This is a genomic window from Mesorhizobium sp. RIZ17 (genome assembly GCF_051127865.1).
GTDB lineage: Bacteria > Pseudomonadota > Alphaproteobacteria > Rhizobiales > Rhizobiaceae > Mesorhizobium > Mesorhizobium humile.
The window spans coordinates 5,960,596-5,976,101 of sequence record NZ_CP147861.1 but is presented as its reverse complement, the minus strand read 5'-3'; the positions used below and the strand labels follow the sequence as shown (position 1 = coordinate 5,976,101).

The following is a 15,506-nucleotide window of genomic DNA, read 5'->3' as shown; positions in this document are numbered from 1 at the left end:
GGCGGTCGAGGCAAGAGCCATGAACATGCACGCACAGCCCCAGCGGACATTGGCCGAGACGGCGCTGATCGACGCCTTCGGCGAGCGGTTGTCGCTGCTGCCCGGCGACGGCGCGGTGATGGTCAAGCGCGACGACGCGATCGAGGCGATCAAGCACGGCCTGCCGACGCGACGCGTCGAATCCTGGCATTATACGGACCTGCGCCGGCTGCTCACCTCGGTGCCGGCTTTCGAGGCCGGCGCCGTCGTCAAGGCGCTTGCGCCTATCCTTGAAGGCTCGGCGGTGCTTCCGGTGCTGAACGGCGTCTCCAACGCCAAGCTGCCGGAGATCGAAGGCGTCACCGTGCAGCGGCTGTCGGAGAAGCTCACCGACGGCAGCGTGGCTCCGGGACTGGATCCCTATGGCAGCGACGACGCGATCGGTGCGCTCAACACGGCCTTCGTCGCCGACGGCTATTTCGTCGACATCGCCGACGGCGTGGCGCTGGAAAAGCCGGTCGAATTGCAGAACCTTCAGTCCGGCGGCCAGTCGCATGTGCGGCTCCTGGCGCGCGTCGGCGCCGGCGCAAAGGCGATTGTCGTCGAGCGCCAGGCGGGCGAGGGCGACGATGCGCTCGTCTCTTCGGTCAGCCAGCTCGTGATCGGCGACGGCGCGGAAGTGACCTGGCTGATCGTGCAGGAGCAGCCGGACACCGCCACGCATCTCGCCCAGTTCAAGGCGCATATCGGCAAGGATGCCAAGCTGACGCTGTTCGTGATGAACGCCGGCGGCAAGCTCGTGCGCCAGGAGGTCGTCGTCAGGACGACCGGCGAAGGCGCCGATTTCAAATTGCGCGGCATCAATCTTCTGGCCGGCGACACGCATACCGACACCACCATGGTGCTCGACCACGCGGTGCCGCACACGACCTCGACCGAGGTGATGCGCAATGTCGTGACCGGCAAGGCGCGCGGCGTCTTTCAGGGCCGCATCAACGTGCATCAATATGCGCAGAAGACCAACGCCAAGATGGCCTGCAACACGCTGCTTCTGTCGGATGACGGCGAGTTCTCGACCAAGCCGGAGCTGGAAATCTTCGCCGACGACGTCGTCTGCGGCCATGGCGCCACGGTCACCGAGATCGACCACAACCATCTGTTCTACCTGATGGCGCGGGGCATCGACGAGAAATCGGCGCGAGGCCTTCTGGTGAAGGCGTTCGTGGCCGAAGTGATCGAGGAACTGGACGACGAGGCGCTGGTCGAGGCGCTGGAAGAGCGGCTCGACGGCTGGTTTTCGACGCACGGGTAGCGCCCAACCTTCTCCCCTTGTGGGAGAAGGTGGATCGGCGCGCAGCGCCGAGACGGATGAGGGGTGTTGGAAGGATCGCGGCCTTGGCCGGCAAGGACTTGGAAATGGACCAGAAGATCGAAACCACCCCCTATGACGTCGAGGCGATCCGCCGCGACTTCCCGATCCTGTCGCGCCAGGTCTACGGCAAGCCGCTGGTCTATCTCGACAACGGCGCCTCGGCGCAGAAGCCGCAGGTGGTGCTCGACACGATCCAGCATGCCTATTCCCAGGAATACGCCAACGTCCATCGCGGGCTGCATTTCCTGTCCAACGCCGCGACCGACGCCTATGAGAATGCGCGCAAATCCGTGCAGCGGTTCCTCAATGCGCCGAGCACCGACAACATCGTCTTCACCTCCAACACCACCTCGGCGATCAATACAGTTGCTTACGGTTACGGCATGCCGCGGATCGGCGAAGGCGACGAGATCGTGCTCTCGATCATGGAGCACCATTCCAACATCGTGCCGTGGCATTTCATCCGCGAGCGGCAGGGCGCCAAGCTTGTCTGGGTGCCGGTCGATGATCTCGGCGCGTTCCACATCGAGGAATTCGAAAAGCGATTGACCTCGCGCACGAAACTGGTTGCCATCACGCAGATGTCCAATGCCTTGGGCACGGTGACGCCGATCAAGGAGATCGTGCGCATCGCGCATGCGCGCGGAATTCCTGTCTTGGTCGACGGCAGCCAGAGCGCCGTGCACATGCCGATCGACGTGCAGGACCTCGACTGCGATTTCTTCGTCTTCACCGGACACAAGGTCTACGGTCCGTCGGGCATCGGCGTGCTCTACGGCAAGAAGGACAGGCTGGAAGAGATGCGGCCCTTCATGGGCGGCGGCGAGATGATCGAGGAGGTGACGGAAGACATCGTCACCTACAACGAACCGCCGCACCGTTTCGAGGCAGGCACGCCGCCGATCGTGCAGGCGATCGGCCTGGGCGCTGCGCTCGACTACATGGAGAAGGTCGGTCGCGAGCGGATCGCAGCACACGAGGCGGACCTCAAGGCCTATGCGCATGAGCGGCTGCGGGCGATCAATTCGCTGCGCATCTTCGGCGACGCGCCGGGCAAGGGCGCCATCATCTCGTTCGAATTGCAAGGTATCCATGCGCATGACGTGTCGATGGTGATCGACCGGCAAGGTGTTGCGGTGCGGGCGGGCACGCATTGCGCCCAGCCGCTGTTGAAACGCTTCGGCGTCACCTCCACATGCAGGGCATCGTTCGGCATGTATAATACGAGGGCCGAAGTCGACGCTTTGGCCGGGGCGCTGGAAAAGGCGCGAAAGTTCTTCGGGTGATGATGATGGACGATGTGAGGGCGACCGCAGAGACTGTTCCGGAAACGGCCGGCAACGGCATCGTTTCGGCCTCGGCGATCCCCGCCGACGAGCTGGCGCGGCTGACCGACGATATCGTTTCGGCGCTGAAGACCGTCTACGACCCGGAAATCCCGGCCGACATTTATGAGCTCGGCCTCGTCTACAGGATCGACATCGAGGACGACCGGTCGGTCAAGATCGACATGACCTTGACCGCGCCGGGCTGTCCGGTGGCTGGTGAAATGCCGGGCTGGGTCGAGAACGCCGTCGGCGCCGTCGAAGGCGTTTCCGGCGTCGAGGTCAAGATGACCTTCGATCCGCCCTGGACGCCCGACCGCATGTCGGAAGAGGCGCAGGTGGCGGTCGGGTGGTATTGAGCTTGACTTGCACGCTAGGTGAAACTTCACCATCTTAAGGGCAGACTCATTCCGCGGGCCTTGAACCCGCGCGAACGTGGAGAATGACATGGGACGCTTCGCCGTCATCACGATGACCGACAAGGCCGCCGACCGGGTGCGCGAGATTGTGGCTGCGCGCGACAACGCGCATGGCATCCGTCTCGGCATCAAGAAGGGCGGCTGCGCCGGCATGGAATATACGGTCGACCTCGTGACCGAGCCCAATCCCAAGGACGACCATATCGAGCGAGACGGCGCGCATGTCTATGTCGCGCCGGAGGCGGCGTTGTTCCTGTTCGGCACCGAGATGGATTTCGAGCAGACCACGCTGCGCACCGGCTTCACCTTCAAGAACCCGAACCAGAGCTCGGCCTGCGGCTGCGGCGAATCCGTCGAGCTGAAGCCTGCGGACCTAAAGGCGCTTGCGGAGGCGCGCGCTTCCGCCTGACCCCTTCCTTCGCCCCGTTTACGGGGAGAAGGTGGCCCGAAGGGCCGAATGAGGGGCAGAGCTGCTCTATCCGAAGTTCGCGCCGCCCCTCATCTGCCTGCCGGCATCTTCTCCCCGTGAACGGGGCGAAGAACGCTATTCCACCCACATCCCTGTGCGCTTGTGCCAGTCGGCGATCGACTCTTCCGGGTAGACGTCGAACACCTTGTCTTGTCTGCCGATCACCGGCTCGACCCAGTTCGCCTTGTATTTCAGCATCAGATGCACCTTTTCCGTCGGTTTCGGCAGGTCGCTGTCGATGGCTGACGCGAAAGGATGGACGAGGTCAGGCCAGGTCGGATCGTAGAGCCAGAGCGCCGCGCCGCATTTCTTGCAGAAATTGCGCTCACCGGTCGAGACATCGCAATGCGGATGCTCGTCGTCCTCGATCTCGGCTCGGTAGACACCGAGGCTGCGTTTGCCCCGGACGTTCATCGTCTCGTAGTCGGCGCCGAGATTGATGGCGAAGCCGCCGCCGCCCTGCTGCTTGCGGCAGATCGAGCAGTAGCAGAGCATGAACGGCACCGGCGTGTGGCTTTCCACCTCGAAGCGGACGGCGCCACAGCGGCAGGAGCCTTTGAGCAGGACGGGCATGGCGGATCTCCGTTTTTTGATCTCAACCTGTCAGCATGCTCTTGGTTGCGGCGAGGACAAGGCCCATGCCGGATGAGATGATTGCTGCATGGATAATGCCCGCCTTGAGGAATTGTTCGAAAGCCTGGGGCCGATCAGCATCCGCAAGCTGTTCGGCGGCAAGGGCATCTATTGCGACGGCGTCATCGTCGCGGTCGTCGTGCGCGGCGAATTGCTGCTCAAGGCGGACGAGGAGAGCGCGCCTGATTTCGAGGCCGCCGGGTGCAAGCAATGGACTTATACAGGCTCGCGGCACGGCAAGCTGATCGCAATGCCCTATTGGAGCATTCCCGACGAGGCTTTCGACGATCCCGACGAGATGACGTTGTGGGCGCGGCGCGCTTATGAAGCGGGGCGAAGGGCGGGGAAGTGATTGGTCCGCTGTTGAAACACTATGAAGGTCATGTCGAGGCCGCCCCCTCATCCGGCCGCTTCGCGGCCACCTTCTCCCCGCTGGGGAGAAGAGGTTGGCGCAGGCGCCGGCCGGTCCTCTCCCCTTGGGGAGAGGTCGGAATGCCCCGAATTGCTCTTCGCAATTCGGCCTTGGCAATCCGGGTGAGGGGGCTTCGCCGCGTGCCCTACAGCGCCTCCGCGATCTCCGCCGCCAGCCGCGCGTTGTTCTCGACCAGGGCGATGTTGGTTTTCAGGCTGCGGCCGCCGGAGAGTTCCAGGATCTTCGACAAGAGGAAGGGCGTCACCGCCTTGCCGGTGACGTTGAGCGCCTCGGCGGCCTGTTGCGCGGCCTGGATGTAGCCATCCATCTCGGCGGCCGGGATCTCGTCATTTTGCGGCACCGGATTGGCGACCAGGATGCCGCCGCTTAGGCCGAGCGCCTGACGCGTGCGGTAGAAATGCGCGATGTCCTCAGGCGCATTGAGCGTCAGCGGCGCGCGGAAGGGCGACTGGCGCGACCAGAAGGCGGGCATGGTCTCGCAGCCATGGCCGATCACCGGCACGCCGCGCGTCTCCATCACTTCCAGCGTCTTTTCGATGTCGAGGATCGCCTTGGCGCCGGCCGAGACGACGATGACCGGCGTGCGCGCCAGCTCGTCGAGATCGGCCGAGATGTCGAAGCTTTTTTCCGCGCCCTTGTGGACGCCGCCGATACCGCCGGTGGCGAAGACTTTTATGCCAGCCATGTGCGCGGCGATCATGGTGGCGGCAACCGTGGTGCCGCCGGTGCGCTTTTGAGCGACGGCGAAGCCGATATCGGCGCGCGACAGCTTCATGGCGTCGCCGGTCATGGCGAGCGATTCGCGCTCGCCGTCGGACAGGCCGATCTTGATGCGGCCATCGACCACGGCGATCGTCGCCGGCACCGCGCCGCCGTCGATGATGATCTGCTCGACCCTGGCTGCCATCGCACCATTATCGGGGTAGGGCATGCCGTGGGTGATGATGGTGCTTTCCAGCGCCACCACGGGCCGGCCGGCGGCAAGCGCCTCGGCCACGGGCGGGTGGATGTCGACGAAGGGGCGGGCGGTTTCGGGCGTCACGGCTGTCTCCGGTCAGGAGGAAGTGGATGTCTGGTGGCCCTATGCCACCTCCCGCGCCTCCGGCACAAGGGCAAGCGCTTGGCCGAAGTTGGCGTTCGTGAAGGACGGCACGGCCTGAGGGCTCTCGATGGCCAGCATCGCCGCCGCAAGGCCTTCACGCAGTGCCGCGCGCAGCGGCAGGCCGCGCAACAGGGCGGCGACCGTCGCGCCGGTCAGGGCATCGCCGGCGCCGGTCACGTCGGCAACCTTGCGTGGCGCGGGCGGATCGATCTCAAAGATGCCGCTGTCGTCGAAGCCCAGCACCGGAGCGCTGCCGGAGGTCACAACGCCGGCGTTCAGCCCGGCCTGCCTGAGCCGGCGGACAAGGAGTTCGCCGGATGGCTCGGCATCGACAAGCGCGGCGGCTTCTCGGCTGTTCATGAAAAGCAGCGACAGCTGGTCGAGCAGCGGCGTCAGGCGCACGACCTTGGCCGGCGAGACGGCGATGGCGAAGACCGGCCGGCCGTCGGCCAGTGCCATCAGGCGTTCGAGAGCGGCCGTCGGCAGGTTGGCGTCGCACAGGATGGCGTCTGCCGCGGCGATCGCCTCGCGGACCTTGGAGCGCCTTATCTGCTTGGGGAAGGCGAGGTCGTAGAGCGCCATGTCGGCCAGCCCGACGATCAATTCGCCCTCGGGGTCGATCAGCGCCGTGTAGCTCGGCGTCGTGCGGTCGAGGAACACCACCGAGAGGTCCGTTATTCCGGCGTTGTCGATCGCCGAGGCGACTGTGTCCGCCGCCGCGTCGCCGCCGCGCACCGAAATCAGCGAGGCCGACACGCCGCGCTTCACCACGCTGCGCAACGCGTTGAAAACCACGCCGCCGACGTCCTCGCGCATCATGCCGGGGTTGGAGGCGGCCGGCACATAAGTGCCCGAGACCTGGCCGCGCCGGTCGATATGGGCGCCGCCCAGCGCCAGGATATTTGGGGATGTCGGCATATTGGATCGGTGACTTCCGTTGATCGTGCGGCTGCGCACACTAGAGCGGTTCAGCGTTTCACGGAATCGCCGAACCGCTCTAGATCTTGTTTTTGCGCAATTCCGGACAGAAACCGCTACGCACTTTTCCTGGAATTGCTCTAAGTTTCCCTGGATCGCCCTGCAATCGTTCGCGATTCGGACGGCCGGATACGAGATCTCTTCTGGACCAGCGGTTCCGGTTTGTACCAGCCCTGGTGAGACAAAAATAGAACAAATCCAGATATTGATTGTTTTTCAGTTGGTTGTATCCCCTTGCCAAATGAGAACAAAAAAGGTACAAACCGACAAGGATCACGGATTGTCCGGCCTTCATTGACGACCAAGGGGTGATGTATCATGGCTCAGAATACTTTGCGGCTTGTAGAGGATAAGGCAGTGGACAAATCAAAAGCTCTGGACGCGGCGCTGTCGCAGATCGAGCGCGCCTTCGGCAAGGGCTCGATCATGCGGCTCGGCGCCAACGAGCAGGCGGTCGAGATCGAAACCGTGCCGACCGGCTCGCTCGGCCTCGATATCGCGCTCGGCGTCGGCGGCCTGCCGCGCGGCCGCATCGTCGAAATCTACGGGCCGGAAAGCTCGGGCAAGACCACGCTGGCGCTGCACACGGTCGCCGAAGCGCAGAAGAAGGGCGGCATCTGCGCCTTCGTCGATGCCGAGCATGCGCTCGATCCGGTCTATGCCCGCAAGCTCGGCGTTGACCTGGAGAACCTCCTGATCTCGCAGCCCGATACCGGCGAACAGGCGCTGGAGATCTGCGACACGCTGGTGCGTTCGGGCGCCATCGACGTTCTGGTCATCGACTCGGTCGCGGCACTGACGCCGCGCGCCGAAATCGAAGGCGAGATGGGCGATGCGCTACCTGGCCTGCAGGCCCGCCTGATGAGCCAGGCGCTGCGCAAGCTGACCGCCTCGATCTCGCGCTCCAACACCATGGTCATCTTCATCAACCAGATCCGCATGAAGATCGGCGTCATGTTCGGCTCGCCCGAGACGACCACGGGCGGCAACGCGCTGAAATTCTACGCTTCGGTGCGCCTCGACATCCGCCGCATCGGCTCGGTCAAGGACCGCGACGAGGTCGTCGGCAACCAGACCCGCGTCAAGGTGGTCAAGAATAAGCTGGCCCCGCCCTTCAAGGTGGTCGAGTTCGACATCATGTATGGCGAGGGCGTGTCCAAGACCGGCGAGCTCGTCGATCTCGGCGTCAAGGCCGGCGTGGTCGAGAAGTCGGGCGCCTGGTTCTCCTACAATTCGCAGCGTCTCGGCCAGGGGCGCGAGAACGCCAAGCTGTTCCTGCGCGACAATCCCGACACGGCGCGCGAGATCGAGATGGCGCTCAGGCAGAATGCCGGGCTGATCGCTGAGAAATTCCTCGAAAATGGTGGCTCCGAAGGCGGGGACGACGGTTTCGAGGACGAAGCCGGCGCCATGTAACGCGACGGTCGGAGTTTGGCCATAATCCTGTTATATTCGTATATGCTTATGTAATTGAGTTCTGGTATTGCGTCCCGAACCGCCGGCCCTCGCGCCGGCGGTTTGCGTTTGCGGGCGGTGCTGCCGCTCGCCGGTTTATTGGCCCAAAGCGCCTCGCGCTGCAATGAATTCAGGCGATGCGCTTTGGTCTTTGTTTATGCATGTCGTTTTCCCAAAGCTGCTGCGCACTTTTGGGCGACGTGCCTGTGTCCGTGTTTCTGGACAGGGTGCGGAGCTATCGCTAAAAGGCCAATCTATCTTCTGAAACATGAAAGCCCATCAGCCGCCGGCAGCGCCGGCGGTTCTTGCGAAAAAGGCAGTATGCAATGAGTGGCGTGAACGACATCCGGTCGACATTCCTCGACTACTTCCGCAAGGAGGGCCATGAGATCGTCGCCTCCAGCCCGCTGGTGCCGCGCAACGATCCGACGTTGATGTTCACCAACGCCGGCATGGTGCAGTTCAAGAACGTCTTCACCGGCCTGGAGAAGCGTCCCTATTCGCGGGCGTCCACCGCCCAAAAGAGCGTGCGCGCCGGCGGCAAGCACAACGACCTCGACAATGTCGGCTATACCGCGCGCCATCTCACCTTCTTCGAGATGCTCGGCAATTTCTCGTTCGGCGACTATTTCAAGGAGCGCGCGATTGAGCTTGCCTGGAACCTGATCACCAAGGGTTTCGGCCTCAAGAAGGACAAGCTGCTCGTCACTGTCTATCACACCGACGACGAAGCGGCGGGCTTTTGGAAGAAGATCGCCGGCTTTTCCGACGACCGCATCATCCGGATCCCGACCTCGGACAATTTCTGGGCGATGGGCGACACCGGCCCATGCGGCCCGTGCTCTGAAATCTTCATCGACCGCGGCGAGCATATCTGGGGCGGACCGCCCGGCAGCCCGGAAGAAGATGGCGACCGGTTCCTGGAATTCTGGAACCTGGTGTTCATGCAGTATGAGCAGGTTACCAAGGAAGAACGCATCGACCTGCCGCGTCCTTCGATCGACACCGGCATGGGCCTGGAGCGAATGGCCTCCATCCTGCAGGGCGTCGAAAGCGTCTTCGAGACCGACCTGTTCAGGCATCTGATCGACGCGGCGTCCTCGGCGCTCGGCCAGGGTCCGAACCAGGAGAACGTCGCGTCTTATCGCGTCATGGCGGATCACCTGCGCTCGTCCTCCTTCCTGGTGGCCGACGGCGTGCTGCCGTCCAACGAAGGCCGCGGCTATGTGCTGCGCCGCATCATGCGCCGCGCCATGCGCCATGCGCAGCTGCTTGGCGCGAAGGAGCCGCTGATGTGGCAGCTGGTGCCGGCGCTGGTGCGCGAGATGGGCCAGGCCTATCCCGAGCTGGTGCGCGGCGAGGCGCTGATCACCGAGACGCTGAAGCTCGAGGAAACGCGCTTCCGCAAGACGCTGGTGCGTGGCCTCGGCTTGCTTTCGGACGCGACGGAAACGCTGCATGCCGGCGACATGCTCGATGGCGAGACGGCCTTCAAGCTCTACGACACCTATGGCTTCCCGCTCGACCTGACGCAGGATGCGCTGCGCCAGCGTAGCATCTCGGTCGATCTCGCCGGCTTCACCGACGCGATGGAGCGGCAGAAGGCCGAGGCGCGCGCGCATTGGGCGGGCTCGGGCGAGGCCGCGACCGAGACGGTGTGGTTCTCGGTGCGCGAGAAGACCGGTGCCACCGAATTCCTCGGCTATGAGACGGAGGAGGCGGAAGGCATCGTCCAGGCCCTGGTCAAGGACGGCAAGACCATCGACAGCGCCACCCAGGGCGATGCGGTCGCCGTGGTCGTCAACCAGACGCCGTTCTATGGCGAATCCGGCGGCCAGATGGGCGACACCGGGGTGATCTCCGGCGAGGGTTTTTCGATTGAGGTCTCGGATACGCAGAAGAAGGCCGACGGTCTGTTCGTGCATCTCGGCAAGGTGGCTAAAGGCACGGTCAAGACGGGTGCTGCCGTCGAGCTCAAGGTCGATCATGCCCGCCGCTCGAGGCTGCGCGCCAACCATTCCGCGACGCATCTCATCCACGAGGCGCTGCGCGAGGTGCTGGGCACCCATGTGGCGCAGAAAGGCTCGCTGGTCGCGCCGGAGCGGCTGCGCTTCGACATCTCGCACAACAAGCCGATTTCGGCCGATGAGCTCGAGGAGGTCGAGCGCATGGCCAACGAGATCGTCGTGCAGAACAGCCCGGTGACGACGCGGCTGATGTCGGTCGACGACGCGATCGCCGAGGGCGCCATGGCGCTGTTCGGCGAAAAATACGGCGATGAGGTGCGCGTCGTGTCGATGGGCACCGGCCTGCACGGCGCCAAGGCCAATCGTCCTTATTCCGTCGAGCTTTGCGGCGGCACGCATGTGAAGTCGACCGGCGATATCGGCCTGGTGCGCATCCTGTCGGACGGCGCGGTGGCGGCCGGCGTGCGCCGCATCGAGGCGCTGACCGGCGAGGCGGCGCGCAAGCATCTCGACGAGCAGGACAGGCGGCTGAAAGCCGCGGCGGCGACCCTGAAAATTGCGCCGGCTGACGTGCCGGCTCGCGTCGAAACATTGCTTGAGGAACGCAAGAAGCTTGAGAAGGAATTGAGCGAAGCGCGCAAGAAGCTGGCGCTGGGTGGCGGCTCGGCCGCTGCCGATGCCCCGGCCGCCAACGAGACCATCGCCGGCGTCGGCTTTCTCGGCAAGGCAGTCAGCGGTGTCGCGCCGAAGGACCTGAAGCCACTGGCCGATGCCGGCAAGAAGACGCTCGGCTCCGGTGTGGTCGTCTTCGTCGGCGCCGGCGAGGACAACAAGGCAAGCGTGGTCGTCGGCGTCACCGACGACCTGACCGGCCGCTTCAGCGCCGTCGATCTCGTGCGCGTCGCGTCCGCCGCGCTTGGCGGGCAGGGCGGCGGCGGCCGGCCCGACATGGCGCAGGCCGGCGGCCCCGACGCCTCCAAGGCCAATGATGCGATCGCGGCGGTAAAGGCGGCGCTGGAAGCGGCGTAGCCCTGAGGAAATCAGGAAAGCTTTGCCGCTTTCAGGGCGTGCGCCATTCTGACGGAGTCGCCCCACGTGGATAGCCAGATGAGGCAATCCGTGGCGATGGCAATCGCCACGCGCAGGAGTTTCAGCAGTAAGCCCGGTGCTTGCAACTGCTGCTCGGCGTGATGGAGATGAGCCAGCTCTTCCTCGCGGATCGACAGGATAACGGCGTGGAGTTCGCGATCACGCCCAGCGAGATAATTGAGCTGGTCGTCAAGATGGCGGTGCACTGTCGCTTCGACGGCGGCGGTGCAAGCCCAGATGCCTTGCGGGCCGAGCAAAGCGGTAAAAAAGCCCAGCAGCCAGCCACCCCAGCTCCAGAATTGCATCACGCGGCATGGACGCGAATTTCGTGCCGGCATGGCGGCAAGGAAGGCGGCGCAATGCTGGCGCTCGTGTCCCAGCATCTCCGATAGAGATGGAACGCAATCCGGCCAGAAGTGCTCGGCAACGAGGATTTGCGCCGAATAGATCCGGATCGCTCCAAACTCGCCTGCGTGGTTGACCCGGACTATCCTGGCTACGGTCAACGCATCGCGGCGAGAAAGCTCAGCCATTGGAGAAGCTTGTCCGCTTGGCGATACTACCCCACCAGCCCTGCAAGTCAGGAAAGTGGGTAAAAAGCTTCTGTCCCTCGGCGACCTTGAGAAAATAGGCGATGATGGGCGCGGCGTGCAGGTCGGCCAGCGTCAGCTGGCCGCCGAGCAGCCATGGCCCCTTGGCCTTAAGCGATGTCAGTACCTGGAGCACCGTCTCGGCCTGGCGGAGCCCATTGGCGATCAGCGCCTCGTCCGGCTGCGTCTTTTCCAGCCGCTCGACGGCGACGTCCCAGACCATCGCGCGATAGCCATAGGCGTCGAGCATGCCGATGATCTGGCCCATCCTGGCGCGACCGCGAGCGTCGGCCGGCTGCAGGGCCGGACCATCGAAGGCTTCGTCGACGTAGCGCCCGATTGCGCCGGTCTCGAACAGGCGAAAGCCGTCATGCTCGAAGGCCGGGATGCGGCCGAACGGGTGCAGCTCCAGATACCAGGCCGGAACGCCCTCGGCGGCGAAGATGTCGAGCGGGACGAGCTCGTAGCCGACGCCCTTTTCCTCCAACGCCATGCGCGCGATGCGCACATAGACGCTGTAGTCGGCGCCGTAGAGAGTTGGCTTGGCCATCGATCAGCTCTCACTTCCCCTCGTGGTAATGCTCAAAAAGCGAAGGCTCCTTTCGGAGCCTTCGGTATGCCGGATATCTGGATTTTACCCCATCGCCTTCTGCAAATTCTCGTCGATCTTGTCGAGGAAGCCGGTGGTCGAGAGCCAGGGCTGGTCGGGGCCGATCAGCAGCGACAGGTCCTTGGTCATGAAGCCGCTTTCGACGGTCTGGATGCAGACCTTCTCCAGCGTCTCGGCGAAGCGCTTCAACTCGGCATTGTCGTCGAGCTTGGCGCGGTGCGCGAGGCCGCGCGTCCAGGCGAAGATCGAGGCGATCGAATTGGTCGAGGTTTCCTCGCCCTTCTGATGCTGGCGGTAGTGGCGCGTCACCGTGCCGTGCGCGGCTTCCGCTTCCACCGTCTTGCCGTCCGGCGTCATCAGCACCGAGGTCATCAGGCCGAGCGAGCCAAAACCTTGCGCCACCGTGTCGGACTGCACGTCGCCATCATAGTTCTTGCAGGCCCAGACATAACCGCCCGACCATTTCAGGCTGGAGGCGACCATGTCGTCGATCAGGCGGTGCTCGTACCAGAGCTTCCTTGCCTTGAACTCGGCCTCGAACTCCTTCTCGTAGACTTCCTGGAAGATGTCCTTGAAGCGGCCGTCATAGGCCTTGAGGATGGTGTTCTTGGTCGACAGATAGACCGGGAAATTGCGCAGCAGGCCGTAGTTCAGCGAGGCGCGGGCGAACTCGCGGATCGACTCGTCGAGATTGTACATGGCCATGGCCACGCCGGCGCCCGGCGCGTCATAGACGTCGTGCTCGATCACCTGGCCGTCCTCGCCGACGAACTTGATCGTCAGCTTGCCCTTGCCGGGGAAACGGAAGTCGGTGGCGCGGTACTGGTCGCCGAAGGCATGACGGCCGACGACGATCGGCTTGGTCCAGCCCGGCACCAGACGCGGCACATTCTTCATGATGATCGGCTCGCGGAAGATGGTGCCGCCGAGGATGTTGCGGATGGTGCCGTTGGGCGACTTCCACATCTTCTTCAGCTTGAACTCCTCGACGCGCGCCTCATCGGGGGTGATCGTCGCGCATTTCACGCCGACGCCCCATTTCTTGATGGCGTTGGCCGAGTCGATCGTCACCTGGTCGTTGGTGGCGTCGCGATGCTCGATGCCGAGGTCGTAATATTCGAGCTTCAGGTCGAGATAGGGGTGGATCAGCTTGTCCTTGATGAACTGCCAGATGATGCGGGTCATCTCGTCGCCGTCGAGCTCGACGACCGGGTTCGCCACCTTGATCTTCGCCATGGAAAGAATGCCTCGTTGCTGGGGGATCTGAACGGCCTTGCCCGCATGGTTTCGGCCGGGGATGCGGAGCGTATATCAAAGGCTTTTTCAGCGCGCAAACCGCGATCCGCGCCGGGCGGACGGGTGCCGCCGTTGTGAATGCTTCATTTTCCGGTCCGGATGTGGCAGGGGACGCCGAAACGCCGCAAACCTCGGTTACCCACAGCCATGCCAGCCATCGAAGACACAACCAAGACCGCTTCCGCCGGACCGGCGATCATTCTGGTCGAGCCGCAGCTCGGCGAAAATATCGGCATGGTCGCCCGCGCCATGGCGAATTTCGGCTTGTCCGAGCTCAGGCTGGTCAATCCGCGCGACGGCTGGCCGAGCGAGAAGGCGCGCGCCGCCGCCAGCCGGGCCGATCATGTCATCGACGCCACCAGGGTTTTCGACGACCTGGCATCGGCGGTCGCCGACCTCAACTTCGTCTTCGCCACGACGGCGCGCGAGCGCGACGGCTTCAAGCCGGTGCGCGGTCCCGTGGAAGCGGGCAGGGCGCTGAGAGCGCATGTCGAGGCGGGCGAGCGCACCGGCATCCTGTTCGGCCGCGAGCGCTTCGGCCTCTATAATGACGAGGTCGGGCTCGCCGACGAGATCGTCACCTTTCCGGTCGACCCCGGCTTTTCCTCGCTCAACATCGCCCAGGCAGTGCTTTTGATGTCCTATGAGTGGATGAAGTCCGGCCTCGCCGAAGAGACCCAGACCAATTTCTCCGGGCCGGAGCTGGTGCCGGCGACCAAGGAGCAGTTGCACAGCCTGTTCGCCTATCTGGAAAGCGCGCTGGAAGCGCGCGGCTATTTTCGCCCGGAAGAAAAGAAGCCGAAGATGGTCGACAATCTGCGCGCCGTGCTGACACGCGCGGGCTTTGCCGAGCCGGAACTGAAGGTGCTGCGCGGCATCATCTCGTCGCTCGACCGGTTCTCGCCGGCCATGCCGCGGGGCGACGGCTCGCCCGGGGACGATCCCAGACGGTTGCCGGCAGCCGCGCGAAGTCGCGCCAAAAAAGAAGAAAGTTAAAATCGATAAGCTGTGAACATTTGAAGTAACCGAATTTTATTCGGTCGTACGTCATCCTTGCCGCGATACTGGGGGTGGCACATGTTTGCGTCCAATATTGGTCGTCTGCGCTTTTTCCTTTATTCTCTCGGTCTCGCAGTGGCCGAGACCGTGGTAATCCTTATCTGCATTGTCGGCACGATCGGCTTCGAGGGGCTGCTTAATTCAGCGCCCGGTCCGTCGCGGCAGGGTATGGCGGGCGCCGTCCTTGTCACGTCGCTCATCTTTGTCGCGCTGCGCGGCAACATCGCCTCGCGCCGCACCCGCGATGCCAATGGGCGCCGCTGGATCCTGTGGGCCTACATCGCCCTTTCGGCCGTCTACGCCCTCCTGCAGGCGGGCGTGCTGCTGGTCGTCAAGTTCGGCGATCCCCAGAGCATTCCAGGTGGGCTGAACCTGCTCGCGTTTTCGATATTCGGCCTTTGGTGCACGATCCTTTGGGCGAAACCCGTCGCCGGCAGCAACATCGACGAACTGACTGATGTTTTCGATTTCGACGGCCCGCTGCCGGCACCGGCGCGTGCCGGACGCACCGTGACAGCAAGCGTGCCGGCAACCCCGCGTCCCGCCGCTTCCGCCGCGCGCGTGCCGCCCGCGCCGCAGCCTTTCGGCAGGCCGCGGCCTGCCGGCTTCGGCAAACGTGGGATATAATTGAGTCTTGGAGAGAGCATGATGTCGTCCGAAAACCGCTTTACACTTTTCGGCATCATGCTCTGGCGGCTGCGCAAAAGCTGCTCGCATTCGCCTCTTCAAG

15 protein-coding genes are annotated in these 15,506 nt (G+C 63.9%); 9 read left to right on the top strand and 6 right to left on the bottom strand.

Annotated features, from left to right (window positions below; translation table 11 throughout):
- The first annotated feature begins 19 nt into the window (after nt 1-19).
- The 4 genes from sufD to sufA all read left to right on the top strand — a co-directional run bounded on the left by sufD (nt 20) and on the right by sufA (nt 3,504).
- Nucleotides 20-1,291, top strand: coding sequence for a Fe-S cluster assembly protein SufD (sufD, locus tag WDX12_RS29120; RefSeq protein WP_434722918.1), 1,272 nt, complete (start codon nt 20-22; stop codon nt 1,289-1,291).
- A 104-nt stretch (nt 1,292-1,395) separates the two neighbouring features.
- Entirely contained in the window at nt 1,396-2,637 is a 1,242-nt protein-coding gene (locus WDX12_RS29115) for a cysteine desulfurase (protein WP_434722917.1), read from the top strand.
- Nucleotides 2,638-2,642: 5 nt separating this feature from the next.
- A complete protein-coding gene (locus tag WDX12_RS29110) occupies nt 2,643-3,035 on the top strand; it encodes an SUF system Fe-S cluster assembly protein (protein ID WP_434722916.1) in 393 nt (130 codons plus the stop codon).
- A gap of 88 nt (nt 3,036-3,123) precedes the next feature.
- On the top strand, nt 3,124-3,504 hold the full coding sequence (sufA, locus tag WDX12_RS29105; protein ID WP_127226088.1) for a Fe-S cluster assembly scaffold SufA: 381 nt from the start codon (nt 3,124-3,126) through the stop codon (nt 3,502-3,504).
- A 135-nt stretch (nt 3,505-3,639) separates the two neighbouring features.
- On the opposite strand, the gene WDX12_RS29100 is transcribed toward sufA, so the two are convergent.
- Nucleotides 3,640-4,137 carry a GFA family protein gene (locus WDX12_RS29100; protein WP_434722915.1) on the bottom strand — a complete coding sequence of 166 codons (498 nt, stop codon included), beginning with the start codon at nt 4,135-4,137 and terminating at the stop codon, nt 3,640-3,642.
- 88 nt (nt 4,138-4,225) lie between these two features.
- On the opposite strand from WDX12_RS29100, the gene WDX12_RS29095 reads away from it, so the two are divergent.
- Complete coding sequence (locus WDX12_RS29095) at nt 4,226-4,549, top strand: TfoX/Sxy family protein (RefSeq protein WP_434722914.1); 324 nt, start codon at nt 4,226-4,228, stop codon at nt 4,547-4,549.
- A gap of 205 nt (nt 4,550-4,754) precedes the next feature.
- Here WDX12_RS29095 and WDX12_RS29090 read toward each other — a convergent pair whose 3' ends face one another.
- The gene (locus tag WDX12_RS29090; protein WP_434722913.1) at nt 4,755-5,672 is read right to left on the bottom strand and encodes a pseudouridine-5'-phosphate glycosidase; all 918 of its coding nucleotides are present in this window, start codon (nt 5,670-5,672) and stop codon (nt 4,755-4,757) included.
- A gap of 39 nt (nt 5,673-5,711) precedes the next feature.
- A complete protein-coding gene (locus WDX12_RS29085; RefSeq protein WP_434722912.1) occupies nt 5,712-6,650 on the bottom strand; it encodes a carbohydrate kinase family protein in 939 nt (312 codons plus the stop codon).
- Nucleotides 6,651-7,028: 378 nt separating this feature from the next.
- On the opposite strand from WDX12_RS29085, the gene recA reads away from it, so the two are divergent.
- On the top strand, nt 7,029-8,126 hold the full coding sequence (recA, locus tag WDX12_RS29080; RefSeq protein ID WP_320295873.1) for a recombinase RecA: 1,098 nt from the start codon (nt 7,029-7,031) through the stop codon (nt 8,124-8,126).
- A 365-nt stretch (nt 8,127-8,491) separates the two neighbouring features.
- Nucleotides 8,492-11,161: an alanine--tRNA ligase gene (alaS, locus tag WDX12_RS29075; RefSeq protein WP_434722911.1), complete on the top strand. Its 2,670-nt coding sequence runs from the start codon at nt 8,492-8,494 to the stop codon at nt 11,159-11,161.
- 11 nt (nt 11,162-11,172) lie between these two features.
- Here alaS and WDX12_RS29070 read toward each other — a convergent pair whose 3' ends face one another.
- The 3 genes from WDX12_RS29070 to WDX12_RS29060 all read right to left on the bottom strand — a co-directional run bounded on the left by WDX12_RS29070 (nt 11,173) and on the right by WDX12_RS29060 (nt 13,657).
- Complete coding sequence (locus WDX12_RS29070; RefSeq protein WP_434722910.1) at nt 11,173-11,754, bottom strand: demethoxyubiquinone hydroxylase family protein; 582 nt, start codon at nt 11,752-11,754, stop codon at nt 11,173-11,175.
- On the bottom strand, nt 11,747-12,361 hold the full coding sequence (locus WDX12_RS29065) for a glutathione S-transferase family protein (RefSeq protein WP_434722909.1): 615 nt from the start codon (nt 12,359-12,361) through the stop codon (nt 11,747-11,749). The genes WDX12_RS29070 and WDX12_RS29065 overlap by 8 nt, the downstream gene beginning before the upstream one ends.
- Before the next feature lie 84 nt (nt 12,362-12,445).
- The gene (locus WDX12_RS29060; protein WP_040981283.1) at nt 12,446-13,657 is read right to left on the bottom strand and encodes an NADP-dependent isocitrate dehydrogenase; all 1,212 of its coding nucleotides are present in this window, start codon (nt 13,655-13,657) and stop codon (nt 12,446-12,448) included.
- A gap of 207 nt (nt 13,658-13,864) precedes the next feature.
- Here WDX12_RS29060 and WDX12_RS29055 point away from each other — a divergent pair, with 207 nt between their 5' ends.
- Both WDX12_RS29055 and WDX12_RS29050 read left to right on the top strand, forming a co-directional pair.
- Nucleotides 13,865-14,713, top strand: a complete 849-nt coding sequence (locus WDX12_RS29055) for an RNA methyltransferase (protein WP_434722908.1) — start codon at nt 13,865-13,867, stop codon at nt 14,711-14,713.
- Between the two features lie 81 nt (nt 14,714-14,794).
- The gene (locus WDX12_RS29050) at nt 14,795-15,403 is read left to right on the top strand and encodes a hypothetical protein (protein WP_320295869.1); all 609 of its coding nucleotides are present in this window, start codon (nt 14,795-14,797) and stop codon (nt 15,401-15,403) included.
- The last annotated feature ends 103 nt before the right edge of the window (nt 15,404-15,506 follow it).

Bases quoted from the DNA above. Each gene is read 5' to 3' on its own strand.
- sufD (WP_434722918.1), top strand. From the start codon at position 20: ATGAACATGCACGCACAGCCCCAGCGGACATTGGCCGAGACGGCGCTG.
- WDX12_RS29115 (WP_434722917.1), top strand. From the start codon at position 1,396: ATGGACCAGAAGATCGAAACCACCCCCTATGACGTCGAGGCGATCCGC.
- WDX12_RS29110 (WP_434722916.1), top strand. From the start codon at position 2,643: ATGGACGATGTGAGGGCGACCGCAGAGACTGTTCCGGAAACGGCCGGC.
- sufA (WP_127226088.1), top strand. From the start codon at position 3,124: ATGGGACGCTTCGCCGTCATCACGATGACCGACAAGGCCGCCGACCGG.
- WDX12_RS29100 (WP_434722915.1), bottom strand. From the start codon at position 4,137: ATGCCCGTCCTGCTCAAAGGCTCCTGCCGCTGTGGCGCCGTCCGCTTC.
- WDX12_RS29095 (WP_434722914.1), top strand. From the start codon at position 4,226: ATGGATAATGCCCGCCTTGAGGAATTGTTCGAAAGCCTGGGGCCGATC.
- WDX12_RS29085 (WP_434722912.1), bottom strand. From the start codon at position 6,650: ATGCCGACATCCCCAAATATCCTGGCGCTGGGCGGCGCCCATATCGAC.
- recA (WP_320295873.1), top strand. From the start codon at position 7,029: ATGGCTCAGAATACTTTGCGGCTTGTAGAGGATAAGGCAGTGGACAAA.
- alaS (WP_434722911.1), top strand. From the start codon at position 8,492: ATGAGTGGCGTGAACGACATCCGGTCGACATTCCTCGACTACTTCCGC.
- WDX12_RS29070 (WP_434722910.1), bottom strand. From the start codon at position 11,754: ATGGCTGAGCTTTCTCGCCGCGATGCGTTGACCGTAGCCAGGATAGTC.
- WDX12_RS29065 (WP_434722909.1), bottom strand. From the start codon at position 12,361: ATGGCCAAGCCAACTCTCTACGGCGCCGACTACAGCGTCTATGTGCGC.
- WDX12_RS29060 (WP_040981283.1), bottom strand. From the start codon at position 13,657: ATGGCGAAGATCAAGGTGGCGAACCCGGTCGTCGAGCTCGACGGCGAC.
- WDX12_RS29055 (WP_434722908.1), top strand. From the start codon at position 13,865: ATGCCAGCCATCGAAGACACAACCAAGACCGCTTCCGCCGGACCGGCG.
- WDX12_RS29050 (WP_320295869.1), top strand. From the start codon at position 14,795: ATGTTTGCGTCCAATATTGGTCGTCTGCGCTTTTTCCTTTATTCTCTC.